Origin of the sequence: Rhizobium sp. ZW T2_16, from assembly GCF_044987325.1 — a bacterium.
GTDB classification, from domain to species: Bacteria; Pseudomonadota; Alphaproteobacteria; order Rhizobiales; family Rhizobiaceae; genus Neorhizobium; species Neorhizobium cellulosilyticum.
This window is the reverse complement of the sequence record NZ_JBJDRG010000004.1, coordinates 147526-165498: the sequence shown is the minus strand read 5'-3', so window position 1 is coordinate 165498 and position 17973 is coordinate 147526. Positions and strand designations below refer to the sequence as shown.

Annotated in this window: 15 protein-coding genes and 1 pseudogene; 10 read left to right on the top strand and 6 right to left on the bottom strand. The window is 54.6% G+C overall.

What is annotated here, in order from left to right; translation table 11 throughout:
- Positions 1–35: 35 nt before the first annotated feature.
- From ACI3K0_RS13650 to ACI3K0_RS13625, 6 genes are all read left to right on the top strand, one after another.
- Positions 36–485 carry a DUF892 family protein gene (locus ACI3K0_RS13650; RefSeq protein ID WP_206827861.1) on the top strand — a complete coding sequence of 150 codons (450 nt, stop codon included), beginning with the start codon at positions 36–38 and terminating at the stop codon, positions 483–485.
- 150 nt (positions 486–635) lie between these two features.
- Positions 636–1238 carry an alpha/beta hydrolase gene (locus ACI3K0_RS13645; RefSeq protein ID WP_404945443.1) on the top strand — a complete coding sequence of 201 codons (603 nt, stop codon included), beginning with the start codon at positions 636–638 and terminating at the stop codon, positions 1236–1238.
- Positions 1239–1383: 145 nt separating this feature from the next.
- Entirely contained in the window at positions 1384–1893 is a 510-nt protein-coding gene (locus tag ACI3K0_RS13640) for a hypothetical protein (RefSeq protein ID WP_404945442.1), read from the top strand.
- A 34-nt stretch (positions 1894–1927) separates the two neighbouring features.
- The gene (locus ACI3K0_RS13635; protein ID WP_404945441.1) at positions 1928–2350 is read left to right on the top strand and encodes a GNAT family N-acetyltransferase; all 423 of its coding nucleotides are present in this window, start codon (positions 1928–1930) and stop codon (positions 2348–2350) included.
- Positions 2351–2429: 79 nt separating this feature from the next.
- Positions 2430–2642, top strand: a complete 213-nt coding sequence (locus ACI3K0_RS13630) for a DUF2945 domain-containing protein (protein ID WP_404945440.1) — start codon at positions 2430–2432, stop codon at positions 2640–2642.
- 15 nt (positions 2643–2657) lie between these two features.
- Entirely contained in the window at positions 2658–3068 is a 411-nt protein-coding gene (locus ACI3K0_RS13625; protein ID WP_404945439.1) for a GFA family protein, read from the top strand.
- Between the two features lie 303 nt (positions 3069–3371).
- Here ACI3K0_RS13625 and ACI3K0_RS13620 read toward each other — a convergent pair whose 3' ends face one another.
- Positions 3372–3857: a GFA family protein gene (locus ACI3K0_RS13620; RefSeq protein ID WP_404945438.1), complete on the bottom strand. Its 486-nt coding sequence runs from the start codon at positions 3855–3857 to the stop codon at positions 3372–3374.
- A gap of 242 nt (positions 3858–4099) precedes the next feature.
- Entirely contained in the window at positions 4100–5143 is a 1044-nt protein-coding gene (locus tag ACI3K0_RS13615; RefSeq protein WP_206827856.1) for a class I SAM-dependent methyltransferase, read from the bottom strand.
- Positions 5144–5397: 254 nt separating this feature from the next.
- Here ACI3K0_RS13615 and ACI3K0_RS13610 point away from each other — a divergent pair, with 254 nt between their 5' ends.
- A complete protein-coding gene (locus ACI3K0_RS13610; protein ID WP_404945437.1) occupies positions 5398–7374 on the top strand; it encodes a putative bifunctional diguanylate cyclase/phosphodiesterase in 1977 nt (658 codons plus the stop codon).
- 331 nt (positions 7375–7705) lie between these two features.
- On the opposite strand, the gene ACI3K0_RS13605 is transcribed toward ACI3K0_RS13610, so the two are convergent.
- Complete coding sequence (locus ACI3K0_RS13605) at positions 7706–8899, bottom strand: enolase C-terminal domain-like protein (RefSeq protein WP_404945436.1); 1194 nt, start codon at positions 8897–8899, stop codon at positions 7706–7708.
- A gap of 3 nt (positions 8900–8902) precedes the next feature.
- A complete protein-coding gene (locus ACI3K0_RS13600; protein WP_206827854.1) occupies positions 8903–10213 on the bottom strand; it encodes an MFS transporter in 1311 nt (436 codons plus the stop codon).
- 190 nt (positions 10214–10403) lie between these two features.
- Here ACI3K0_RS13600 and ACI3K0_RS13595 point away from each other — a divergent pair, with 190 nt between their 5' ends.
- Entirely contained in the window at positions 10404–11441 is a 1038-nt protein-coding gene (locus tag ACI3K0_RS13595; RefSeq protein ID WP_206827853.1) for a LacI family DNA-binding transcriptional regulator, read from the top strand.
- A gap of 811 nt (positions 11442–12252) precedes the next feature.
- Here ACI3K0_RS13595 and ACI3K0_RS13590 read toward each other — a convergent pair.
- The gene (locus ACI3K0_RS13590) at positions 12253–12540 is read right to left on the bottom strand and encodes a DUF982 domain-containing protein (protein ID WP_206827852.1); all 288 of its coding nucleotides are present in this window, start codon (positions 12538–12540) and stop codon (positions 12253–12255) included.
- A gap of 262 nt (positions 12541–12802) precedes the next feature.
- On the opposite strand from ACI3K0_RS13590, the pseudogene ACI3K0_RS13585 reads away from it, so the two are divergent.
- A pseudogene (locus ACI3K0_RS13585) lies at positions 12803–14152 on the top strand (IS3 family transposase).
- Between the two features lie 519 nt (positions 14153–14671).
- On the opposite strand, the gene ACI3K0_RS13580 reads toward ACI3K0_RS13585, so the two are convergent.
- A complete protein-coding gene (locus ACI3K0_RS13580) occupies positions 14672–14926 on the bottom strand; it encodes a hypothetical protein (RefSeq protein WP_404945435.1) in 255 nt (84 codons plus the stop codon).
- Between the two features lie 1489 nt (positions 14927–16415).
- Here ACI3K0_RS13580 and ACI3K0_RS13575 point away from each other — a divergent pair.
- Positions 16416–17966: a UxaA family hydrolase gene (locus ACI3K0_RS13575; protein WP_404945434.1), complete on the top strand. Its 1551-nt coding sequence runs from the start codon at positions 16416–16418 to the stop codon at positions 17964–17966.
- Positions 17967–17973 lie beyond the last annotated feature (7 nt).

The window sequence follows — 17973 nt, the reverse complement described above, 5'->3', positions numbered from 1 at the left end:
GTCTTTCCCCTGCCTCATTGGAAAGGGAGAAAACAATGGTTACTATGGTTGGGAATGAGAGCGACTTTGGAAAGCTCGTGAAGGATCTGATCTACCTCGAGCACGATGCGATTGCAGCTTACGAGTCTACGATCGAGCGTCTCGATGACAAAACGCTTAGCGCAAAGGTCGACGAGTTTCGTCAAGATCATCTCCAGCATCTCTCCACCCTTAACGAAATCGCTGCAGAAGCCGGCATCGATGCTCCTGAGAAGGGTGACATGAAGCAGATGCTGACAACGGGTAGAATCGCGCTCGCCGACATTTTCGGCGACAAGACAATCCTAAAGGCAATGAAGACGAACGAAGACGACACAGTCTCTGCCTATGAGCGTGCCTCGCAGCACGAAGAGGCTCGACCGGAAACGAAAGCGTTCTTTATGAAGGCCCATCAGGACGAAGTCCGTCATCGTACTTGGTTCGAGACGACTGCTGACCGGTTCTGATCTCACAATCGAGTCAATCGTCTCGAGCTTGGCCCCGTAACTGATGACGCCGCGATGACCCTCGCGTTGCCTCGTTCCGGGTCGAAGAGGGCGTTCTCCGTAAGGGTTGAGCGCCCTCTGTTTTTGATCTCACACTGAAAGTCAGCGAGCTTGGCACTGACGACCGGACTTATCATTCTTTTCCATTGCATCGGAGCGTCAGGTGCGCAGATGATGCCACTCGCCTCGTCCTGGAAGACAAGCCTACCTGCAGCACGGTTCGCCACGCCCGACGCGCCATTTCGCAAAGTGGCTGGACCTGGTCATCTCTGGTTTCAAGTCGACGGTAATCAACTTCGGCCTGACCGCCTTGCCGAAATCCGCGACGCATTCGATCGCACGATCGATCAGATCATCAAGCGCGAGCGGTTTGAGGAAGCACTCGATCGGGTCGCCTTTGTCGGTGTGTCACAGGGCGCGATTGTTGCTCTTGACGCTGCTGCGTCTGGCAGATGGAACGTCGGCGCTCTGATTGGCTATTCCGGCCTTCTCCCGCCCGTCCCGGTTTCTTCCGCCAGCAGTGGCACACCGGTTCTTCTCATTCACGGGCAGAATGATCGGACAATCCCGCCATTCGCCTCTACCCTCGCCGCCACGCAGCTCCAGGCGGCTGGCTTCAAGGTAGATCTGAAGATCGAGTCAGGTGTTGGTCATGCAATCTCAATGACGGGCGCACGGCTCGGCCTGGAATTTCTCCGCACACACTTAGCCTGATTTTCAGAGACAGGAACTTCGAATGCTAGACTTACTACAAGCGAACGCTCCGATCGTCTCCGCTGCGGCCAGTCTTGGGACCCTTTGCATCTGGACTGTCTACCTTCAAATCTTCGTCGGAGGACATCGAAGACAGGTCAAACCTATGCTCATCATCAACCACGGCGAGGGGCGGGCACTTAACGCTCATTGTCTAGTTACAAACATGAGCAGGGAGCCCGTGCACATTCAAAGCGTCGTCGCAAAGATTATAACTAAGAACCACACCTACACCGCCTACATCACAGATGCAGAGGACATCCGCCAATCAGGCATCGATACTGGCTGGCAAAGAATGACGCGCCAGGGCCCGTTGCAGCCCGGGACAATGGCAGACATGGTGACTTTCGACTGCATCATCGAGTATGCTGAGGCCAGCGAGATCGAAGCAGGCGAACATTTCACCGGCAAACTCGATGCAGTTGCAGAAAACATCGAGATTACGATACTGGGCATTTACGGCTCGGAGGACCTACTGATCGGAGCGACGCGAAAATTTGACCTCCCGAAGTCCGACAGCGGATCGGCAGTCCGAGCATCCGAAGCGCTCACGCGCCAGATCACTCGCAGGCGGGAACGCAAGAAGTTGCTCAAGGAATTACATGAGCAGCTATAAGAGGTACCCCTAGCGTGCACATGGGAAGAAACATATGGCCAGCACAGATAAGCACTATTCTGTCGAGGAGAGAACGCCCGACTACGACGATTACATGCGTCTCCGCCAAAACGCTGGTTTAACGCCATTTTCGAGGGCAGCGGCTGAAATCGGGCTAGCGGGAACTGTCTTTGCCGTGGTCGTAGTGGTCGATGGTCAGGTGATTGGAATGGGTCGGCTGATTGGTGATGGCGGCTGCTTTTTCCAGATAACCGATATTGCAGTACAGCCAGATCACCAGGGTCGCGGGCTCGGTAAGGCGATCATGACGGCAATCATGGAATATGTGAACACGATGCTACCGAAGACAGCTTATGTGAGCTTGATTGCCGACGTACCCGCCAACAAGCTTTATGAACAATTTGGATTTAGGGAAACCGCCCCAAGATCTGTAGGTATGTCCTACATAGTGAAATAGCTTACCCAGGCGACGACAGCTTCAACGGAACCATATGATCCTCTCAGATGTTTGCTGCCGATATCATGGAGGACGCCGTATGGCAGACGATCTGAAGAAGGGCGACACTGTGGCGTGGAAAACGAGCCAAGGTGAGACGACAGGTAAGGTGATCAGCAAGCAAACCAGCCCGACGAAAATCAAGGGGCACGAGGTAAAGGCTTCCAGGGCGGATCCAGAAATCATCGTCGAGAGCTCTAAATCTGGAGCCAAGGCGGCACAAAAGCCGAGCGCCCTCAAGAAGACGTCTTAAGGCCTCTTTTCGCTAATGAGGTCCAGCATGTCACTCCGGGTAGCAAAGTGTAGGTGCGGTCAGCTACGGGCCAATTGCCATGGCGAGCCTCAAAGGGTTTCGGTCTGTCATTGCCTGGAATGCCAGCTACGAACCGGAAGTGCCTTTGCAGTCCAGGCCCGATACGCGAAGACGGATGTGGAAATCGAAGGAAATTCTCGGCTGTACGAAAGGATTGGAGATAGCGGTATGTGGGCACGCTACCATTTCTGTCCGGATTGCGGATCAACTGTCTATTACGAAAACGAGGATACGCCCGGAGTCTATGCGATTCCTGTAGGCGCATTTGCCGATCCTGCTTTTCCGGCACCCCAGTGCTCGATATATGAAATCCGCATTCATCCCTGGACTGATGTCAAAGGAGACGTGATCCATCGAGAGCGTTGACCCTGCAACTTCAATTAAACACGTACTGTAACTGGTGCGCCACTTCACACCGCGATTTAGCGGTGCTTCATATACGCAGCCGTGTTTTGGGAGGGTGTGCGTGTATTACGAGCGGAATGCGAGGAAAGCTCGCAATCTGATCGATGAGGACGACAGGGGGAATGACGTCCGTTCCCAGACCGCCGGGAACTCAGGCCACGACGCTCCTGTTGTCGGAATATCAACGGGCAAAGAAGGCACATCGAGCGTGGTCCGAGGCACGGAAGGCCCTTAGGGGCTTTCGCCTATAACGAGGTTCCGGAGTTATTGGCGGGTTTCGCACAGCGTCGTCAATCGCGTGGGCGAGGGACTGTGTTGGCGGTCATTCGAGGAAGGCCATCGTCCATATGTAGATACGGCAACTGCGATCCTTGCATACCCGTGGGCTAACGGTGGGTACTGCTCTGGATGATCCATAGCGCCAATCATGAAAAATATCTGGTCATCAATGCGTCCGTCGCAATAAGCGATTGGGGATCCGCATGTCGGGCAGAACGTTCGTTGAATAGGGTCTTTGCCGTAAGATGACCCTTCCAAGCCACTAAAAATAATGTCTTTGCAAAAGAAGCCGACAAAAGCTGCGACCGGCGCTCCGCTAGCTCTCCGGCAATCATCGCAATGATAATAGCCCGAATAGAACGGCTCGGACTTTGCTTCAAATTTGATCGCTCCGCAGCGACAGCCGCCAGTGTGTCTCACCGTTGATCTCCGAGAACAAGAAGCCTCTGATCGAGACCGACACAGGAACATGGCTCGAGAATATCATCAAGTCCGATGACAGGGGAGGCGAGCAGATGAGGCCCAAGCGGTATCCAAGGGTCGCCTTCCACGTGCCGAAGTGCCGCCTGAGGCAGAAGCTGGAGGCGGCCACGCGTTATAAACGGCCGCTGAGATCGTCGAGATCTCGAAGCGGCCGCATGATACGTCGAAACTCCGAAACAACCGGAGCCATGTTAATTTGCGGCAGAGGAAGATTATTTAGATTTGTCGGCCTAAGGTTTTCTTCGGAGGGTGCTGTAGATGATGTTCCGATTGGTACCATACCAGACTGCGGTCCCCAGAGTATCGGTCGTAGCGCTCGCGTTGGCGATCCGCCACATATCGCTTTCAGACCTCTGCAAGAGCTCCCAATTCATGTAAGATTCCATGTAGCCATCGTCAGCCATTTCGTCGGAAAAATTCGCGAACAAAAATGTACCGCCAGGCTTCAACATTTCCATGCAAACCTGTGTCAGTCGGATCGCTACCTTGTCGGTGAGATAGTCATACAGACCGGCAGCGTAGATCAAATCGAATGAGCCGACCTGGTGCTTCCTTGCAAGAAGGCCGCGTACCGACCCATCGATAGGCTCGACACGAGTTCCGCTGAATTGGGTTGCAATGGAACCGATGCTGAGAGGATCTTGATCAAGAGCAAGCCAGCGCTTGAGGCGGTTCTCATGCAATGCCTTAGATGTCTCCGCCTCACGTAGGTGACCGGCAGCAATTGCAAGGATTTCCGTATCAGGGCCGACGCGGGCCGCGGTATCATCAACGAATTTCGTCAGAATATCGCGTCGTTCTCTCACAGCGACCGGACCTGGAGCATTGATGGTGTATCCGAAGATGTCTCGGCCGAGTGGAGTGGTTTTTGCTACTTCTTCGGCTATCGCAGGATGCTGATAGATAAAGTCGATAAGGGTGGCATCTCCGGAGTAACCCCGTGGCTTCTCGAAAGACCAGCTGGTAAAAGCGCACTGGCGCAGGATCTCAGCGGAAGAATGAGACCTGATGATCGGTGCCAGCTTTTTCCACACGGCTAGCCCATATTTCAAGCGAACATCGTGAAGTCGAGCAATAAGCCACTTCACGGCATTCGCGCGGTTCTGCGTGGACGATAGCCGCTGCATCGCAACGTTGATGATTATTTCGAACTCAGCCGCTGCGGTCTGCACCAGGTCGGCTAGTTGCGCCTCGGTTTGCGGATTGAGGTGGTCGCTGACGGACTGCGGAGTGATCAAGCTTTGGCCGTCGAATGAAAATGCGGGCTTTGCCACGTGCGCCTCTTAAGTAAATGAATATCAAAAGAAATCGCTAAAATCTTCAGCATGTGTGCCGATGACAAGCACCCAAGGATCGCATGCCTTCATTAAAGCTCGTCTAACGTTCAGAGAATGTTAGCGAAGTTGGAACAATTCCGTGCGGTTTTTGCAAAGCTCCGCTGTCATTAATTGATGTGAAGTGCACGCAAGGTTATCCAACCTTAGCTAGCGGTCCGGTGTCGAGGCTGCACCATGGTGGGTAACAGGGCATGATGCACGTGTTGGCCGAAACTGCAGCTGCGAGACCCAGTTCGAGTTTGTCGACGAGGGAGCTGCGTGGCCTATTTGATCTGCAGAGTGAGATTGAACGAAAGAGTGCCACGCGAAGAGGGCTCTGGATCGCTGTAGGTGCCTATCTCGCGTATTCGTTGACAGATTGCCTCTTTATCGCCGACGTTGCCCAGACCACTATCATTGGGCGCTTCATTGTCGGTATCAGTGCGCTGTGCATTCTAGAACTTTTGCTTAACCGCAAAGCCACAGCGAACACGATCGACGTAGTCTCAGCTATCTCGGTCTCTACGGGCTATCTCGTGTGGCTCATTACAGCGCAGATGACTGCGGATCGGGTCGCATTCTCATACTACATGGTTTTTGGCGCAATCTTTATGATGAGCGTCAACCTGTTCTTCCGTTTTAGGTCAAACGTAGCGATAGCCTCGTCTACGGCCAATATGGTCATTTTCTTAGCCGCTCTTTCCGTTTTCGCACCAATGCCTCTTACTCATAAGTTGATAATGGGGGCATTCTGTATCTCTTGTTTCATTTTCACCGCATACGTAAATCTTCAGCTCAATAGAGAACGTTACAAAGTCTTTCTAAACGCTCTTGAGGCAAGCCTACAGCAAGCTGCCGCCCACGAGAGAGGCAAGGCCCTCTTGCATCTCTCAAACACTGACCCCCTGACCGGGCTCGAAAATCGTAGAGCTATCGATCAACGACTACGTGACCACTGGCAGCGCTGGCTCGACGATGGCGCTTCTTTTGCAGTCCTGCTCATCGATGTTGACTACTTCAAACATTACAATGATTGCTACGGGCATCAGCAAGGCGACCAATGCCTTGTGTCAATATCCGAACATCTCCAACAGACGGCATCGTCTCATGGAGCAGTGATTGGACGCTACGGGGGCGAGGAATTCATCGTCATCAAAACGGCAACAATTTCGAACGACGTGACGGCGCTTGCAGAAGCGATACGTCAAGGCATTGTGGAGTTGGCTCTGCCGCACCAGCATCGGCGAGATGGAACTCCGATAATCACCGTGAGCGTCGGCGTCTCCTATACCCGTGAGGAAATCAAGCAGGTCGACAAGGTTGTTCACGAGGCTGATCGGGCGCTTTATGCCGCCAAAGCAAGAGGACGCAACGTCGTTGCTCTCTTCGACGCCATGGATCCAAGGTATAGTGTTGACCGTGAAGATGTCGCAGCGACCCTCAAAATTGCACTCGATCAGAAATTAGTCTCGCTGGTTTATCAGCCGATCCGCAATATGCAGACAGGCATGCTCGACGGGGCAGAGGCACTGATGCGCTTGAGAATGCTTGATGGGACCCCAGTCGGGCCAGATGTCTTCATTCCCATCGCAGAGAGGACGGGAGCGATCATTGGCCTCGGACGTTGGGCAATACGTACTGCTTGTATCGATCTATTGGTGACGGATTTGGTTCGTGTCGCCAGCGTCAATGTGTCCCCCACTGAACTAAAAATGCCTGGTTTCGCAGACTACGTCGCAGCGACCTTGGCGGAATGCGAAATAGATGGCGCGAGGCTCGCCTTCGAGATTACCGAAGGTGTGGAACTCGAAATCGATCAAGACCTTGTACGTTGCATCAGCGACCTACGGAAGCTGGGTGTCCAAGTCTGGCTCGACGACTTCGGGACAGGCTTCGCAGGGTTGTCATGGCTCCGCCTGATAGATTTCGACATAGTGAAAATCGATCGCTCCTTCCTGCACGACTCTCGTACGGAGAGAGGCCGGAGAATGCTCCTCGATATCATCAACCTGCTGAGAAATCGTGGAGTGAGGATCTTAGTTGAAGGTGTGGAGACAATCGAACATCAGCGACTGATGCTACAGTATGGCATCCACCATCTCCAAGGGTATTACATCGCGCGACCTGCGCCAGCGGATCAGCTTCGACCGATAACGTTTTTCCGTTCAAACCAGCCAGAAACAGCGTAGGTTGAACATTATGCCTTGGCGTTCTCCGTGATAGCGAACCAGATCAAGGATCGGCCTTTCGATAGGCCTCTATTACGCTATCGTTCTCAGTTTTCGACCTGCGATCTTGGTGAAGGCGGACCGCATTTCGCCTGATGGCGGTATCAGGATCCGATGCGTCTAATACGGACGGCGATAGCCAGTATCGCTGTTTTAATTGCATGATGAAGATCCTTCCAAAACCAATTGAACGGGCATTGTTGATCCTCCCGTCGACCTGCAGTTTGAAACGGCTCCGCGGGTATCTCCTGAGGAGCCGAAGTAATGAGCAAAAACCGGTTTGCCTCGAGCTTCAAGCAGGTAAAACGATAGCCTCTTGTTCAATTTTGGTTTCATCGATTTTCATCGCCAAGCCCGGACGCTCCGGCACTTCGATGAAGCCGTCAACCACATCGAGTGGATCCACGAGAAAGTGCTGATGAACCGCGTTCCATTTGACCAGATACTCCTGATAGGGAGTGTGGATTGGAGACTGGGTGGCTGAGAAGTGGGCCGTCGCGAATGTCGAATGGCCATGGGGAATGGTGATTACATCATTCGCCGTTGCATATGCCGCGATTTTCAACGTTTCGCTCAGCCCCCCGCACCAATAGATGTCGGGCTGGATCACATCGAGGGCCCCCGTGTCCAGGAAACGCTTGAAGCCCCAACGAGTGTATTCATGCTCCGCGCCGGAAAGCGGAATGCGGATCCTGTCGCGTAACTTCGTGTAGCTGTCGATGCGATCCGGCATGACGCATTCTTCAAGCCACCGAGGTTTGAACTCCTGGATCCTGTCGGCGAGCTCGACGACATAGCCAACATCCATGGCCTGCCAGCAATCGAACATAAGATCGTAGTCCTCGCCGACCGCCTCACGCAGGGTCCGGACGAGTTCGACATTCTTTTTCAGTCCCTCGTAACCACTCATCGGGCCATGCCGGAAGAACCACTTCTGCGCGCGATAGCCCTTTTCCTTGTATTCAATGGCTCGATCGCGAACTTTGCCAGCGTCTAGCACCGCAAATCCCAACATCGAAGCGTATGCTGGGATCTTCGTTTGGGTCGGACCGCCGATCAAGCGATAGACTGGCTGCTGCATCCATTTTCCACGCAGATCCCATAACGCGCAGTCGATCGCGCTGATCGCGAGCATCGCGTCGCCTTGCCTTCCGTGAACCATGCCGCGGTGCATTTGGTCCCAGAGTTTCTCCCCGGCAATGGGGTCTTGGCCGACCAGGAAACGTCGCAGCTGCTTAGCAATGATGAATGCCACGCCTTCCGGTATCGGGCCCGCTAGACCAGAGACGCCGTCATCTGTGTGGATCTCGACAAAGTAGGTGACGATCTTGAACCCGTCGGGTGTCTGGACGCCTCCTTCGTGGTCGTTACGATCCCGATACTCGGGGTAGACGTCGATGGGGCGTACGAGGCGTTCCTCCCAAAGGTCACCTTTAGTTGGCAGGGTGCCGTGGAGTTGACGTAGTCGGACTTCTGTGATCTGCATGATTTATGTCCTTGAGGCGTTGCTGGCAGCAGCAGTCCGCCCAAATGTGAGTGTTATGACTGTGAGGACGACGATCGACATTGTCGCCATCAGTGCGAGCCAATAGAAGCCGCCATTGAAGTTGCCCGTCTGGTCGCGAATGATCCCGATCACCCATGGATTGATGACGCTCGACAGATTGCCAAGTGAGTTGATCAACGCGATACCGCCGGCGGCAACAACCCCGCTCAGGACGGCCGTTGGCAATCCCCAGAACACTGGCATTGCGCCGAAGACGCCGATTGCGGCAAAGCATAGCGAAATCAGCTTGAGCGTCGGGTCGTTGATCCACGCGGTAACGAGAAGGCCGACGATCGAGATCCCCAGCGCGAGATAGTTGGTTGCCACCCGCTTGCCGGGCTTGTCAGCTAAACGCCCAAGGAGAAGCATTCCGACTGCGCCGAACGCATAGGGAATTGCTGCGACGAAGCCGGATTGCAGTTGTCCGAAGCCGAACTCCTTCAGGATCAGGGGCAAGAACGTGCTGACCGCGCCATTGAGGTTCGTGAGACCGTAGTACATGAGGCAAAACAGAAGGACTTGCGGACTTAGCAGCGCCTTCATTAATTGCTTGCTATGGCCGCCCTGACTGTTGGCCGAACGCTCGGCACGCTCTGTTTCCAGCCGCGAAACCAACCAGTTTTTCTCTTGGTCAGACAGAAACTTGGCTTCCCGGGGAGTGCTCGGGAGAAGGAACGGGATAAACACCGCCAGGACGACGGCCGGAATCCCTTCGATGATATACATCCACTGCCACCCGTGAAGGCCGAGCAGCCCATCCAGTTCCAGGAGTACGGTTGACAGAGGAGTGCCCAAAACGAGCGCGATCGGAATACCCGTCATGAACATGCTCATGATGCGGCCACGGTAGGCCGCCGGAAACCAAAGCGTCAGATAGAAAACTACGCCCGGGAAGAAGCCAGCCTCGGCAGCACCGAGAAGTGCTCGAAGAACATACAGGCTTTCGGCGCTCCATACAAATGCGTGGGCAGCGGAGATAAGTCCCCATGTAAGCATGATGCGGGCAATCCACCACCGCGCGCCGAAACGTTCGAGAGCAAGATTGGACGGCAGCTCGAGCAGGACGTAAGGGACAAAAAACACGCCCGCGGCGAAACCGAACGCAGCCGTGGATAGTCCGAGGTCCTGGTTCATCGTTAGGGCAGCTACCCCAACATTCGCGCGATCCAGGATCGCGATGAAGTAGCTAAATATTAGAACAGGTAACAGTCGCCGCGTGATTTTGCGGACAACATCTTTCTCCAGGTCTGCCATAATTCCTCCAAAAGCAGATTGTCGGAAACGTTTGCGGTGCGTCAGACATCATGAAGCGTGATATTTGGCAGAAATGCAGCCCAATAACGCAGAAAAATCCGACGCGATCCTCTTCTACGGAAACGTTTCCGGGAAGTTGCCACCGCGTCCTACTCCATGTCAATAGTGTTGAGAGACAAAAAGGGTAAGCATGAAAAAGCGGTCAGGCATCGGAATTCGCGATCTCGCGTCCCATCTCAAGATGTCCATTAGCACTGTGTCGCGCGCGATGAACGGCAGCCCGGAGGTCAGCAAGGAAACGCAGGACAAGATTAGGGCGGAAGCAGAGAGACTTGGATATAGACCCAACCAGTCGGGGCGCAGCCTTAGGAGTGGAAGTACGAACACGGTCGCCTTGACGATGCGAACCGACATAGGACGCACCGTCGCCGGAGAGACATTTTTCATGGCGCTCAGCGAAGGGCTTCAGGCGTCGCTGTCGTCAGCAGGCCTCGACTTATTGATTCTTCCTTGTTCGTCGGATCAGGATCAGAACGAGTTCCTTTACAGGGCCGTCGACAGGCATCTCGCGGATGCTTTTGTCATCTCAAACGTCCAGCGGTATGACCCACGCATCGATTACCTGCGGCGAGGAGACGTGCCGTTCGTCGCTTTGGGAAGCAGTGAGACAAAAGGGGACTACGCAGCGCTTGATCTTGATTTTGCGGGAGTGGCAAGGGCCGCAGTTGATCGCTTGACGGCCGCTGGACACAGACGCATCCTTCTCGGCCTAACGTCTCAGGACACGAACAGTAACTTCGCCTTTCTGCACGGCTATCAAAAAGGTCTATCCGATGCAGGGCTTCCATTTGACGAGGAACTTGTCCTGCGACCCTACGATCGAATTGCGGGCGGTGCCGAAATTGCGAGCGCTTTACTGGATATGAAAGTAAGACCTACCGCAGTCCTTCTGATCCAGGAGACGATGGCGATGGGCCTTTACCAGAAACTCAATCAGGCGGGAATTTGTCCAGGGAAGGACGTGGCGGTCATAGGATTTCGCGAAAATCCCGTCTGTCGATATCTCGCGCCAACACTCACATCATTCAGGGTGGACCTGAGGGCGTATGGGTACCGGCTCGGAGAGGTGATGATCAGGGAGCTTAGTTTGTCGCGAAAGCCAGAGGCAAATTCAGCACCCCGTTTGGAATTGTTTCCCATGGTGCTCGTGGACGCTGAAAGCGGATAAAATATGCAAACCGCTTGAGTGGAGTGAGCCGCGCGCTTTAGCGGACGTCTCGTAGTTGGAGACGGTTCCTTTCATCGAAGTTCAGACCCGGTATTCGAGGACGCAGGCCGCCACTTCCAGGAGGTGCGGGCGACAGAGGTTGATAAGCTAAATAATCTGATCTGTCGAGTTTTTGCTTTCAGCTGGACGTCAATGGAATCTTGTTCGTCAGTCTCAATGTCGAAGCTGCAAACTATCCATGCAGCGGGAGCAAAGTTGGTGTAGCAGGATGCAGGGGTGAGACCTTCGTGCAATGATGGCTCGGTCAGCGCGAGCAAAAAGAGCTTTTCGGCCTTAGGCGCTGGAGCGTTGCGCCTGCTCAACAACGCTGCGGATCAAATGAGCCCGGCTTTATGGGGCGAGGGCCCCTGTAGGTCTGGCGACTACTGGGTTGGGCCCAGAGGGGGTCGTTTCTGCTATTCTACTGGCGGAGCGAAGAGCTATCTCAGAAAATAGGGTGTATGGCCATAATGGCCAGGCAGCAGGAATTGAGGCCGCCTGCTGTTCAGGCGATGGAGTCCAGGACCCGTCCATACCACTTGCTGATTTTTTTCAACGCATCGAATATCCGTAGGTCAGTACGGTATCGGGCAGCGGTCTCAGCTTGCTATCCAATCAATCTCTTGCTCATATTCGATCAGCGCTCTTGCCAAAGGCGATTGAGTGCAGAGACCGTCATGTCAGGCTGGTCGTGTGCGGGAGGGTTCGGTTGAGAGGCTGAACCTTCCCTCTCCACCCTCGCGATTCGCTTCGAGACCCTACCGCCGTGTCGTCAAACAGCTTGAAAGCTACAAGTGCCGGAAAATGCCCCTTTGATCGACATTCCGGCCTCCTCGGCAGCTTGAACGAATGCCGTACGGGCCAAATCAGGATCTGCGTCCGACGTGATACAGTCGAGGCATGCCTTCACCGCTTCATAATAGCGGTCGCCATCCTCGATTGGCCATTCCGATAGAAGTTCCTCGGCAGCTTCCTCGACCGAACTGATGGTTAAGTCTGGATTTGCGTCCCCGAGAGAGATTATGACTGGATTGAAAATATGCAAATTGTCCCGTTCCAAAACACAAACTCCTCCTGCGCTTCATCAAACGTTTACCGAGCAATAACCGTGCCACAGATGGAAAATTGCTAGGGTTGTCACCACGGTCATTGGAAGAGGAGGCTGTAAGTAAAGCGACCCCGATCCAGCGCTGCCAGGCTTGATCAGCTTATGCAGGTGGGGCTGCAACACTGTGTCCGACATCAGCGCCCATGAGACAGAATTGGCTTAATTGAGAAGAGAGGATTTTCGGCTCATCGTAGCTCTATCAAAGGAAGCGAAGATGAGACAGAAAACCGGGCCGCAGACATCGGCGGCCGAAAAGACGATCAAGGACATCCGCCGCGCCACGCGCAAGCACCATTCAGCCGAGGACAAAATCCGCATCGTGCTTGAAGGGCTGCGAGGCGAAGACAGCATTGCTGCGATCTGCCGCCGTGAGGGGATTGCCGAGAGCCTGTATTATAGCTGGTCAAAGGAATTCCTCGAAGCGGGCAAGAAACGACTTGCGGGTGACACCGCCCGTTCGGCCACCAGCGACGAGGTGAAAGCGCTGCGCCGTGAAAGCCGCGACCTGAAAGAGGCGCTGGCCGACCTCACCTTGGAAAACCGCCTGCTCAAAAAAAGCATGATCGCGGATGGGGGCGACGACGAATGAGATACCCCGCCACCGAGAAACTGGAAATCATTCGGTTTGTCGAACAGTCGCATCTGTCGGCCAGGCAAACCCTCGACAAGCTCGGCATTCCAAGGCCGACCTTCTATCGCTGGTATGATCGCTTCCTGACCCATGGCGTTGAAGGGCTAGAAGACCGGACGTCCGCGCCATCACGGGTGTGGAACCGCATCCCCGAGGATATCCGGGATCGCATCATCTCACTCGCACTCGATCACGCCGACCTCTCGCCGCGCGAGCTGGCGGTAAAGTTCACCGACACGGAAGGCTATTTCGTGTCAGAGGCTTCGGGCTACCGCCTGCTCAAGGCCCATGACCTAATTACGTCACCAGCCTATATCGTCATCAAGGCCAACGACGAGTTCAAGGACAAGACCACGCGGCCGAACGAGATGTGGCAAACCGACTTCACCTACCTGGAGGTCATCGGCTGGGGATGGTTTTACCTGTCGACCATCCTCGACGATTATTCTCGTTACATCATCGCCTGGAAGCTGTGCACCAGCATGAAGGTGGAAGATGTCACCGACACGCTCGATCTGGCACTGGCCGCCTAAGGCTGCGACAAGGTCAAGGTCGACACCGACCGCGACTGCTGTCGGACAATGGCCGTGTTACGTCGCCTCCGATCTCGGCGAATGGCTGGAGAAGTACAAGATCGACCAGGTCCATGGCGCTCCCGGTCATCCGCAAACGCAGGGCAAGATCGAACGCTGGCACCAAACGCTGAAGAACCGCATCCTCTTGGAAAACTACTTCTTCCAGGAAGACCTCGAAGCCCAGATCGCGGCCTTCGTCGAGCATTAGAATCATCGACGATACCACGAGAGCCTCGACAATCTCACTCCGGCCGACGTCTACTTCGGATGCGGCCAGACTATCCTGCTCGAACGCGAAAGGATCAAACAAGATACGATCAAACAGCGCCGCTTGAACCACCAAGCCAAAGCGGCTTAAATCAACCCGCAGACCGAGCCGGAAACTCCATTCTTCCAGAGCCCCAAAAGTCTCAAATCATTTGATGACGGACAATCATCGTCAATTTCGATGGGCACAATAGCGAACGGCTGTATCATTCGGAGCGAGCGTCTATCTCCGCCTCCAAGTCGGTCCAAAAACAATAGCGTATTGCCGCAGCCATGCGGCGAAAAAAGGGAGGCCAACACCTGGAACAAAAAGAGCCCCGGAACGAGCGCCTAGTTGAGGTTTGGGGATCTCCGAAGCCGGGCGGGCAGGCCCGATCTGAGGGGGACCGAACCTGCACTTGGGGACTTCTGGAGGTGGATCAGGATGCCTGAGGCCCGTTCACGTCCGCCGAACCACACGCTCGCCTATTAGTTCCCGCTAAGGTTTCTCATTATGCGATTTGTGATTGTTGATGCGCTTTGTCAGACCAGCGAGGGGCCGAACACTCATTTCGGATAGACGAGCCTTCAGTTTGCTAAACCCGCCGAAAACGATAGTGACGCACTAATGTCAATGAACTACCGTCGGTACGTCTTCAAATGCGGCCATACCCTCCTCTTCCACAGTGGAGAGGAATTCCGCGTAAGCTTCCTCGTCTGTCTCGAATGGATCGTCCCAAACGGTCGATGTGTTGTGCTCGTTCACAACTTCTAAATTCCATCCAGTTTCGAGCTCAAGTCGGAAAATGTTAACTTCAACCACCCGGCCATCCTTGGCAAACTTCGTGCAGCGGGAAGAGTATGTGATCTTGGGGTCAGCTTCCATGCGTCATTCCTGTCAGCGTTGAACCAATAGCGACTAGAACAGGCACACTAATGGCTAGAATTGGGTCGAATCAACCCTCCTGCGGCTGCGGATCAAGCTGACGGGGATCGGGGAGGTGAGAAAGTCGTCTTCATGAGGCCACTAGACGAAAAGTTCGAGAGCGAATTGCAAAAGCAGACGACCGCTGAAACGAGTGGCGAGGGTGCCGCCGTTTCTCATTGTTCCGTTCGGTTAGCACCAGGTCCATACACTTTCATTATATCGTCGATGTCCTCTCCAGAATAACCGCGTCTCGAAACCCAAGCGAATAGCCGAGAAGTCGAGCGCGCGTGGGTATCCATCAAGATCATATTGGATATCTTCATGCGCTGGAATGCGCGCCGTGGCTCTTTGAGCCGAACAGATGGCTCTCATCTACTAGATCTCCAATCTCGAGTTCGCCGTTCCAAATGGATCTGCTTGTTAGGATTCTAAAAACCTAAGCCTGCCGGGGACAATGGATCGTCCTTGTGTCCAGATCCGTTGCAAAGGATCGGCAGCGACCCGGCGTCATCCTCGATCGCCAGTCTTTCAAGCAGCCGCCTTGCAGTTTCATCGAAAGGTTTTCCGCTCTCCATTAACGTTCGAGCGGTAACTTTTAGTTGGGGATAGCTGAACGCTGTTGGATGAAGACCTAATACCGACCAAACATATCGCCCCTCGAAACTAGCAATGAGCACGATCTTCGAAAACACCGCGCCTCTAAGGGCGCAGTAAAGCTGTTGGGTAAAACGCCTGCATAGGCCGCGACGACGATGAGAGATCGTTACATCGAAATGGCTGATATCGACCAGACCACTCTTGGTGTTGAATCATAGAACAGCTGTCACCCTGCCTTTAACTTTGCCCACGAACCTACCGTCCGAGCTTTCGTTACCCTTAGGCGATGATGCCCCAAGCCCGACGCTGCTGCGGCAAGAAGGCGAGCCACATGAAGCAAGTCCTCGAAAGCGGAAGGGGCTTGCGGTACCGGATTTGGAACCTTGGGTGACGGCGAACTCCTTAGCGCAAGCGCCCGCTTCAAGATAGCAATGGATTAATCAATGTCGGACCCATGAAAAGGATGAGTGGCCCATATCCATCCGATCGCATCTGCTTGCAATCGCTGCCTGCATCGCACGATGCGCTACACAGCGCGAGGGGTTCAAGCGTAGCGCAGGGGCGTCAAAAGCGCAGCAATCCGGTTCTTCGGAAGACGCAATTAAGGATGAAGCATCCCACGTCATGCGGCATCTTCAACTTTCAGCCTAAATGCAAGTCGGACGCCGCCAAGAGATGCGATTTCAGGAGCTTAGACCTGGTGGACAGCTACCGGATCTTTTGTACGTGATCACGCGGGTTGTGGACAGATCAACGGGGCAAAATCACCGATTATTTTCCTTGACAGTTCGATAGACTCAGTGAAACGACTTTTGTCGACAAAGTCAATTTCTTTCTTTGGGAGGATAAGATGAAAATTGATGTCCAGGCCGGCTCGAATATTCCAGCCGCCATTCTCTTGAATTCACAGGATAATGTTGCCGTAGCCCGACGTGAGATCGCGATTGGCGAAGCGTCCGGCGTCGACGGAATTGTGGCTGAAGCAGTCATTCCACGCGGTCACAAGATCGCGATCCGCGCAATCGCCAAGGGTGAGGCCGCGACGAAATACGGCCAGACGATCGGCATCGCCAGCTGCGATATCGCTCCCGGCGACCATGTCCATCTGCAGAACATCGCCATGCAGCACAGCGACGTGACTCACCATTTCTCGTCGCACGTGCCGGTGATCGATTTTGTGCCGGACGCCGAACGCCGGACCTTCGAAGGCTATCTGCGGCCGGACGGCCAGGTCGGCACCCGAAACTATATCGGCATCATCTCGTCGGTGAACTGTTCCGCCACCGTGTCCCATGCGATTGCCGATCATTTCAACCGCGGCGGCGGCCTGAAGGGGTACGACAACATCGACGGCGTGGTTGCGCTGACGCACGGGCAGGGCTGTGCGATCGGTACCGGTACCGAAGGTTACGAATATCTGATCCGGACACTGAGCGGTTATGCGCGCAACCCGAACTTTGCCGGTATCCTGATGATCGGCCTCGGCTGCGAGGTGAACCAGATCTCGCTGATCCAGGAGAAATACGGGCTGGAGGAAAGCCAGTTCCTTAGAACCATGACGATCCAGCAGCTCGGCGGCACCCGCAAGACGGTCGAGGTCGCATCTGCAATCATCGTCGAAATGCTCGATGCACTTAAAGGGCTGGAGCGGACGACCCAGCCGCTTTCCAAGCTGAAGCTGGCGCTGCAATGCGGCGGCTCGGACGGTTATTCCGGCATTTCCGCCAATCCCGCTCTCGGCCATGTATCCGATCTTCTGGTCAAGCACGGCGGCACGGCTGTCCTGAGCGAGACGCCGGAAATCTATGGCGCCGAACATCTTTTGACCATGCGTGCGGTAAAGCCGGAAGTTGCGCAGAAGCTGATAGACCGGATCGAATGGTGGGGCGACTACACGTCGCGCCACGGTGCCGAACTCAACAACAACCCGTCGCATGGCAACAAGGCGGGTGGCCTGACGACGATCCTGGAGAAATCGCTGGGAGCGGTCGCCAAGGGCGGCTCAATGCCGATGCAGGCGGTCTATGAGTATGCGGAGATCATTGACGAAACCGGCTTCGTCTTCATGGATACACCCGGTTACGATCCGGTCGCGGTGACCGGCCAGATCGCCGGTGGCTGCAATATGCTGATCTTCACCACCGGCCGTGGTTCCGTTTCCGGTTTCAAGCCGGTGCCGACGATCAAGGTTGCAACCAATACGGAAATGTTCGAACACATGAGTGAGGACATGGACGTCAATTGCGGTGATATCGTAAACGGGCGCGAAAGCATCGAAGAAGCCGGCGAGCGGATTTTCGAGACGCTGATCGCGGTCGCTTCGGGCCAGCGGACGCTCAGCGAAATCTATGACTACGGCAATAACGAATTCGTACCTTGGCAGCTTGGTGCGATCACCTGATGTCAGA

Coding starts and splice junctions, on each gene's coding strand:
- ACI3K0_RS13650 (WP_206827861.1), top strand. CDS start 36: ATGGTTACTATGGTTGGGAATGAGAGCGACTTTGGAAAGCTCGTGAAG.
- ACI3K0_RS13640 (WP_404945442.1), top strand. CDS start 1,384: ATGCTCATCATCAACCACGGCGAGGGGCGGGCACTTAACGCTCATTGT.
- ACI3K0_RS13635 (WP_404945441.1), top strand. CDS start 1,928: ATGGCCAGCACAGATAAGCACTATTCTGTCGAGGAGAGAACGCCCGAC.
- ACI3K0_RS13630 (WP_404945440.1), top strand. CDS start 2,430: ATGGCAGACGATCTGAAGAAGGGCGACACTGTGGCGTGGAAAACGAGC.
- ACI3K0_RS13625 (WP_404945439.1), top strand. CDS start 2,658: ATGAGGTCCAGCATGTCACTCCGGGTAGCAAAGTGTAGGTGCGGTCAG.
- ACI3K0_RS13620 (WP_404945438.1), bottom strand. CDS start 3,857: ATGTTCCTGTGTCGGTCTCGATCAGAGGCTTCTTGTTCTCGGAGATCA.
- ACI3K0_RS13610 (WP_404945437.1), top strand. CDS start 5,398: ATGATGCACGTGTTGGCCGAAACTGCAGCTGCGAGACCCAGTTCGAGT.
- ACI3K0_RS13605 (WP_404945436.1), bottom strand. CDS start 8,899: ATGCAGATCACAGAAGTCCGACTACGTCAACTCCACGGCACCCTGCCA.
- ACI3K0_RS13600 (WP_206827854.1), bottom strand. CDS start 10,213: ATGGCAGACCTGGAGAAAGATGTTGTCCGCAAAATCACGCGGCGACTG.
- ACI3K0_RS13595 (WP_206827853.1), top strand. CDS start 10,404: ATGAAAAAGCGGTCAGGCATCGGAATTCGCGATCTCGCGTCCCATCTC.
- ACI3K0_RS13580 (WP_404945435.1), bottom strand. CDS start 14,926: ATGGAAGCTGACCCCAAGATCACATACTCTTCCCGCTGCACGAAGTTT.
- ACI3K0_RS13575 (WP_404945434.1), top strand. CDS start 16,416: ATGAAAATTGATGTCCAGGCCGGCTCGAATATTCCAGCCGCCATTCTC.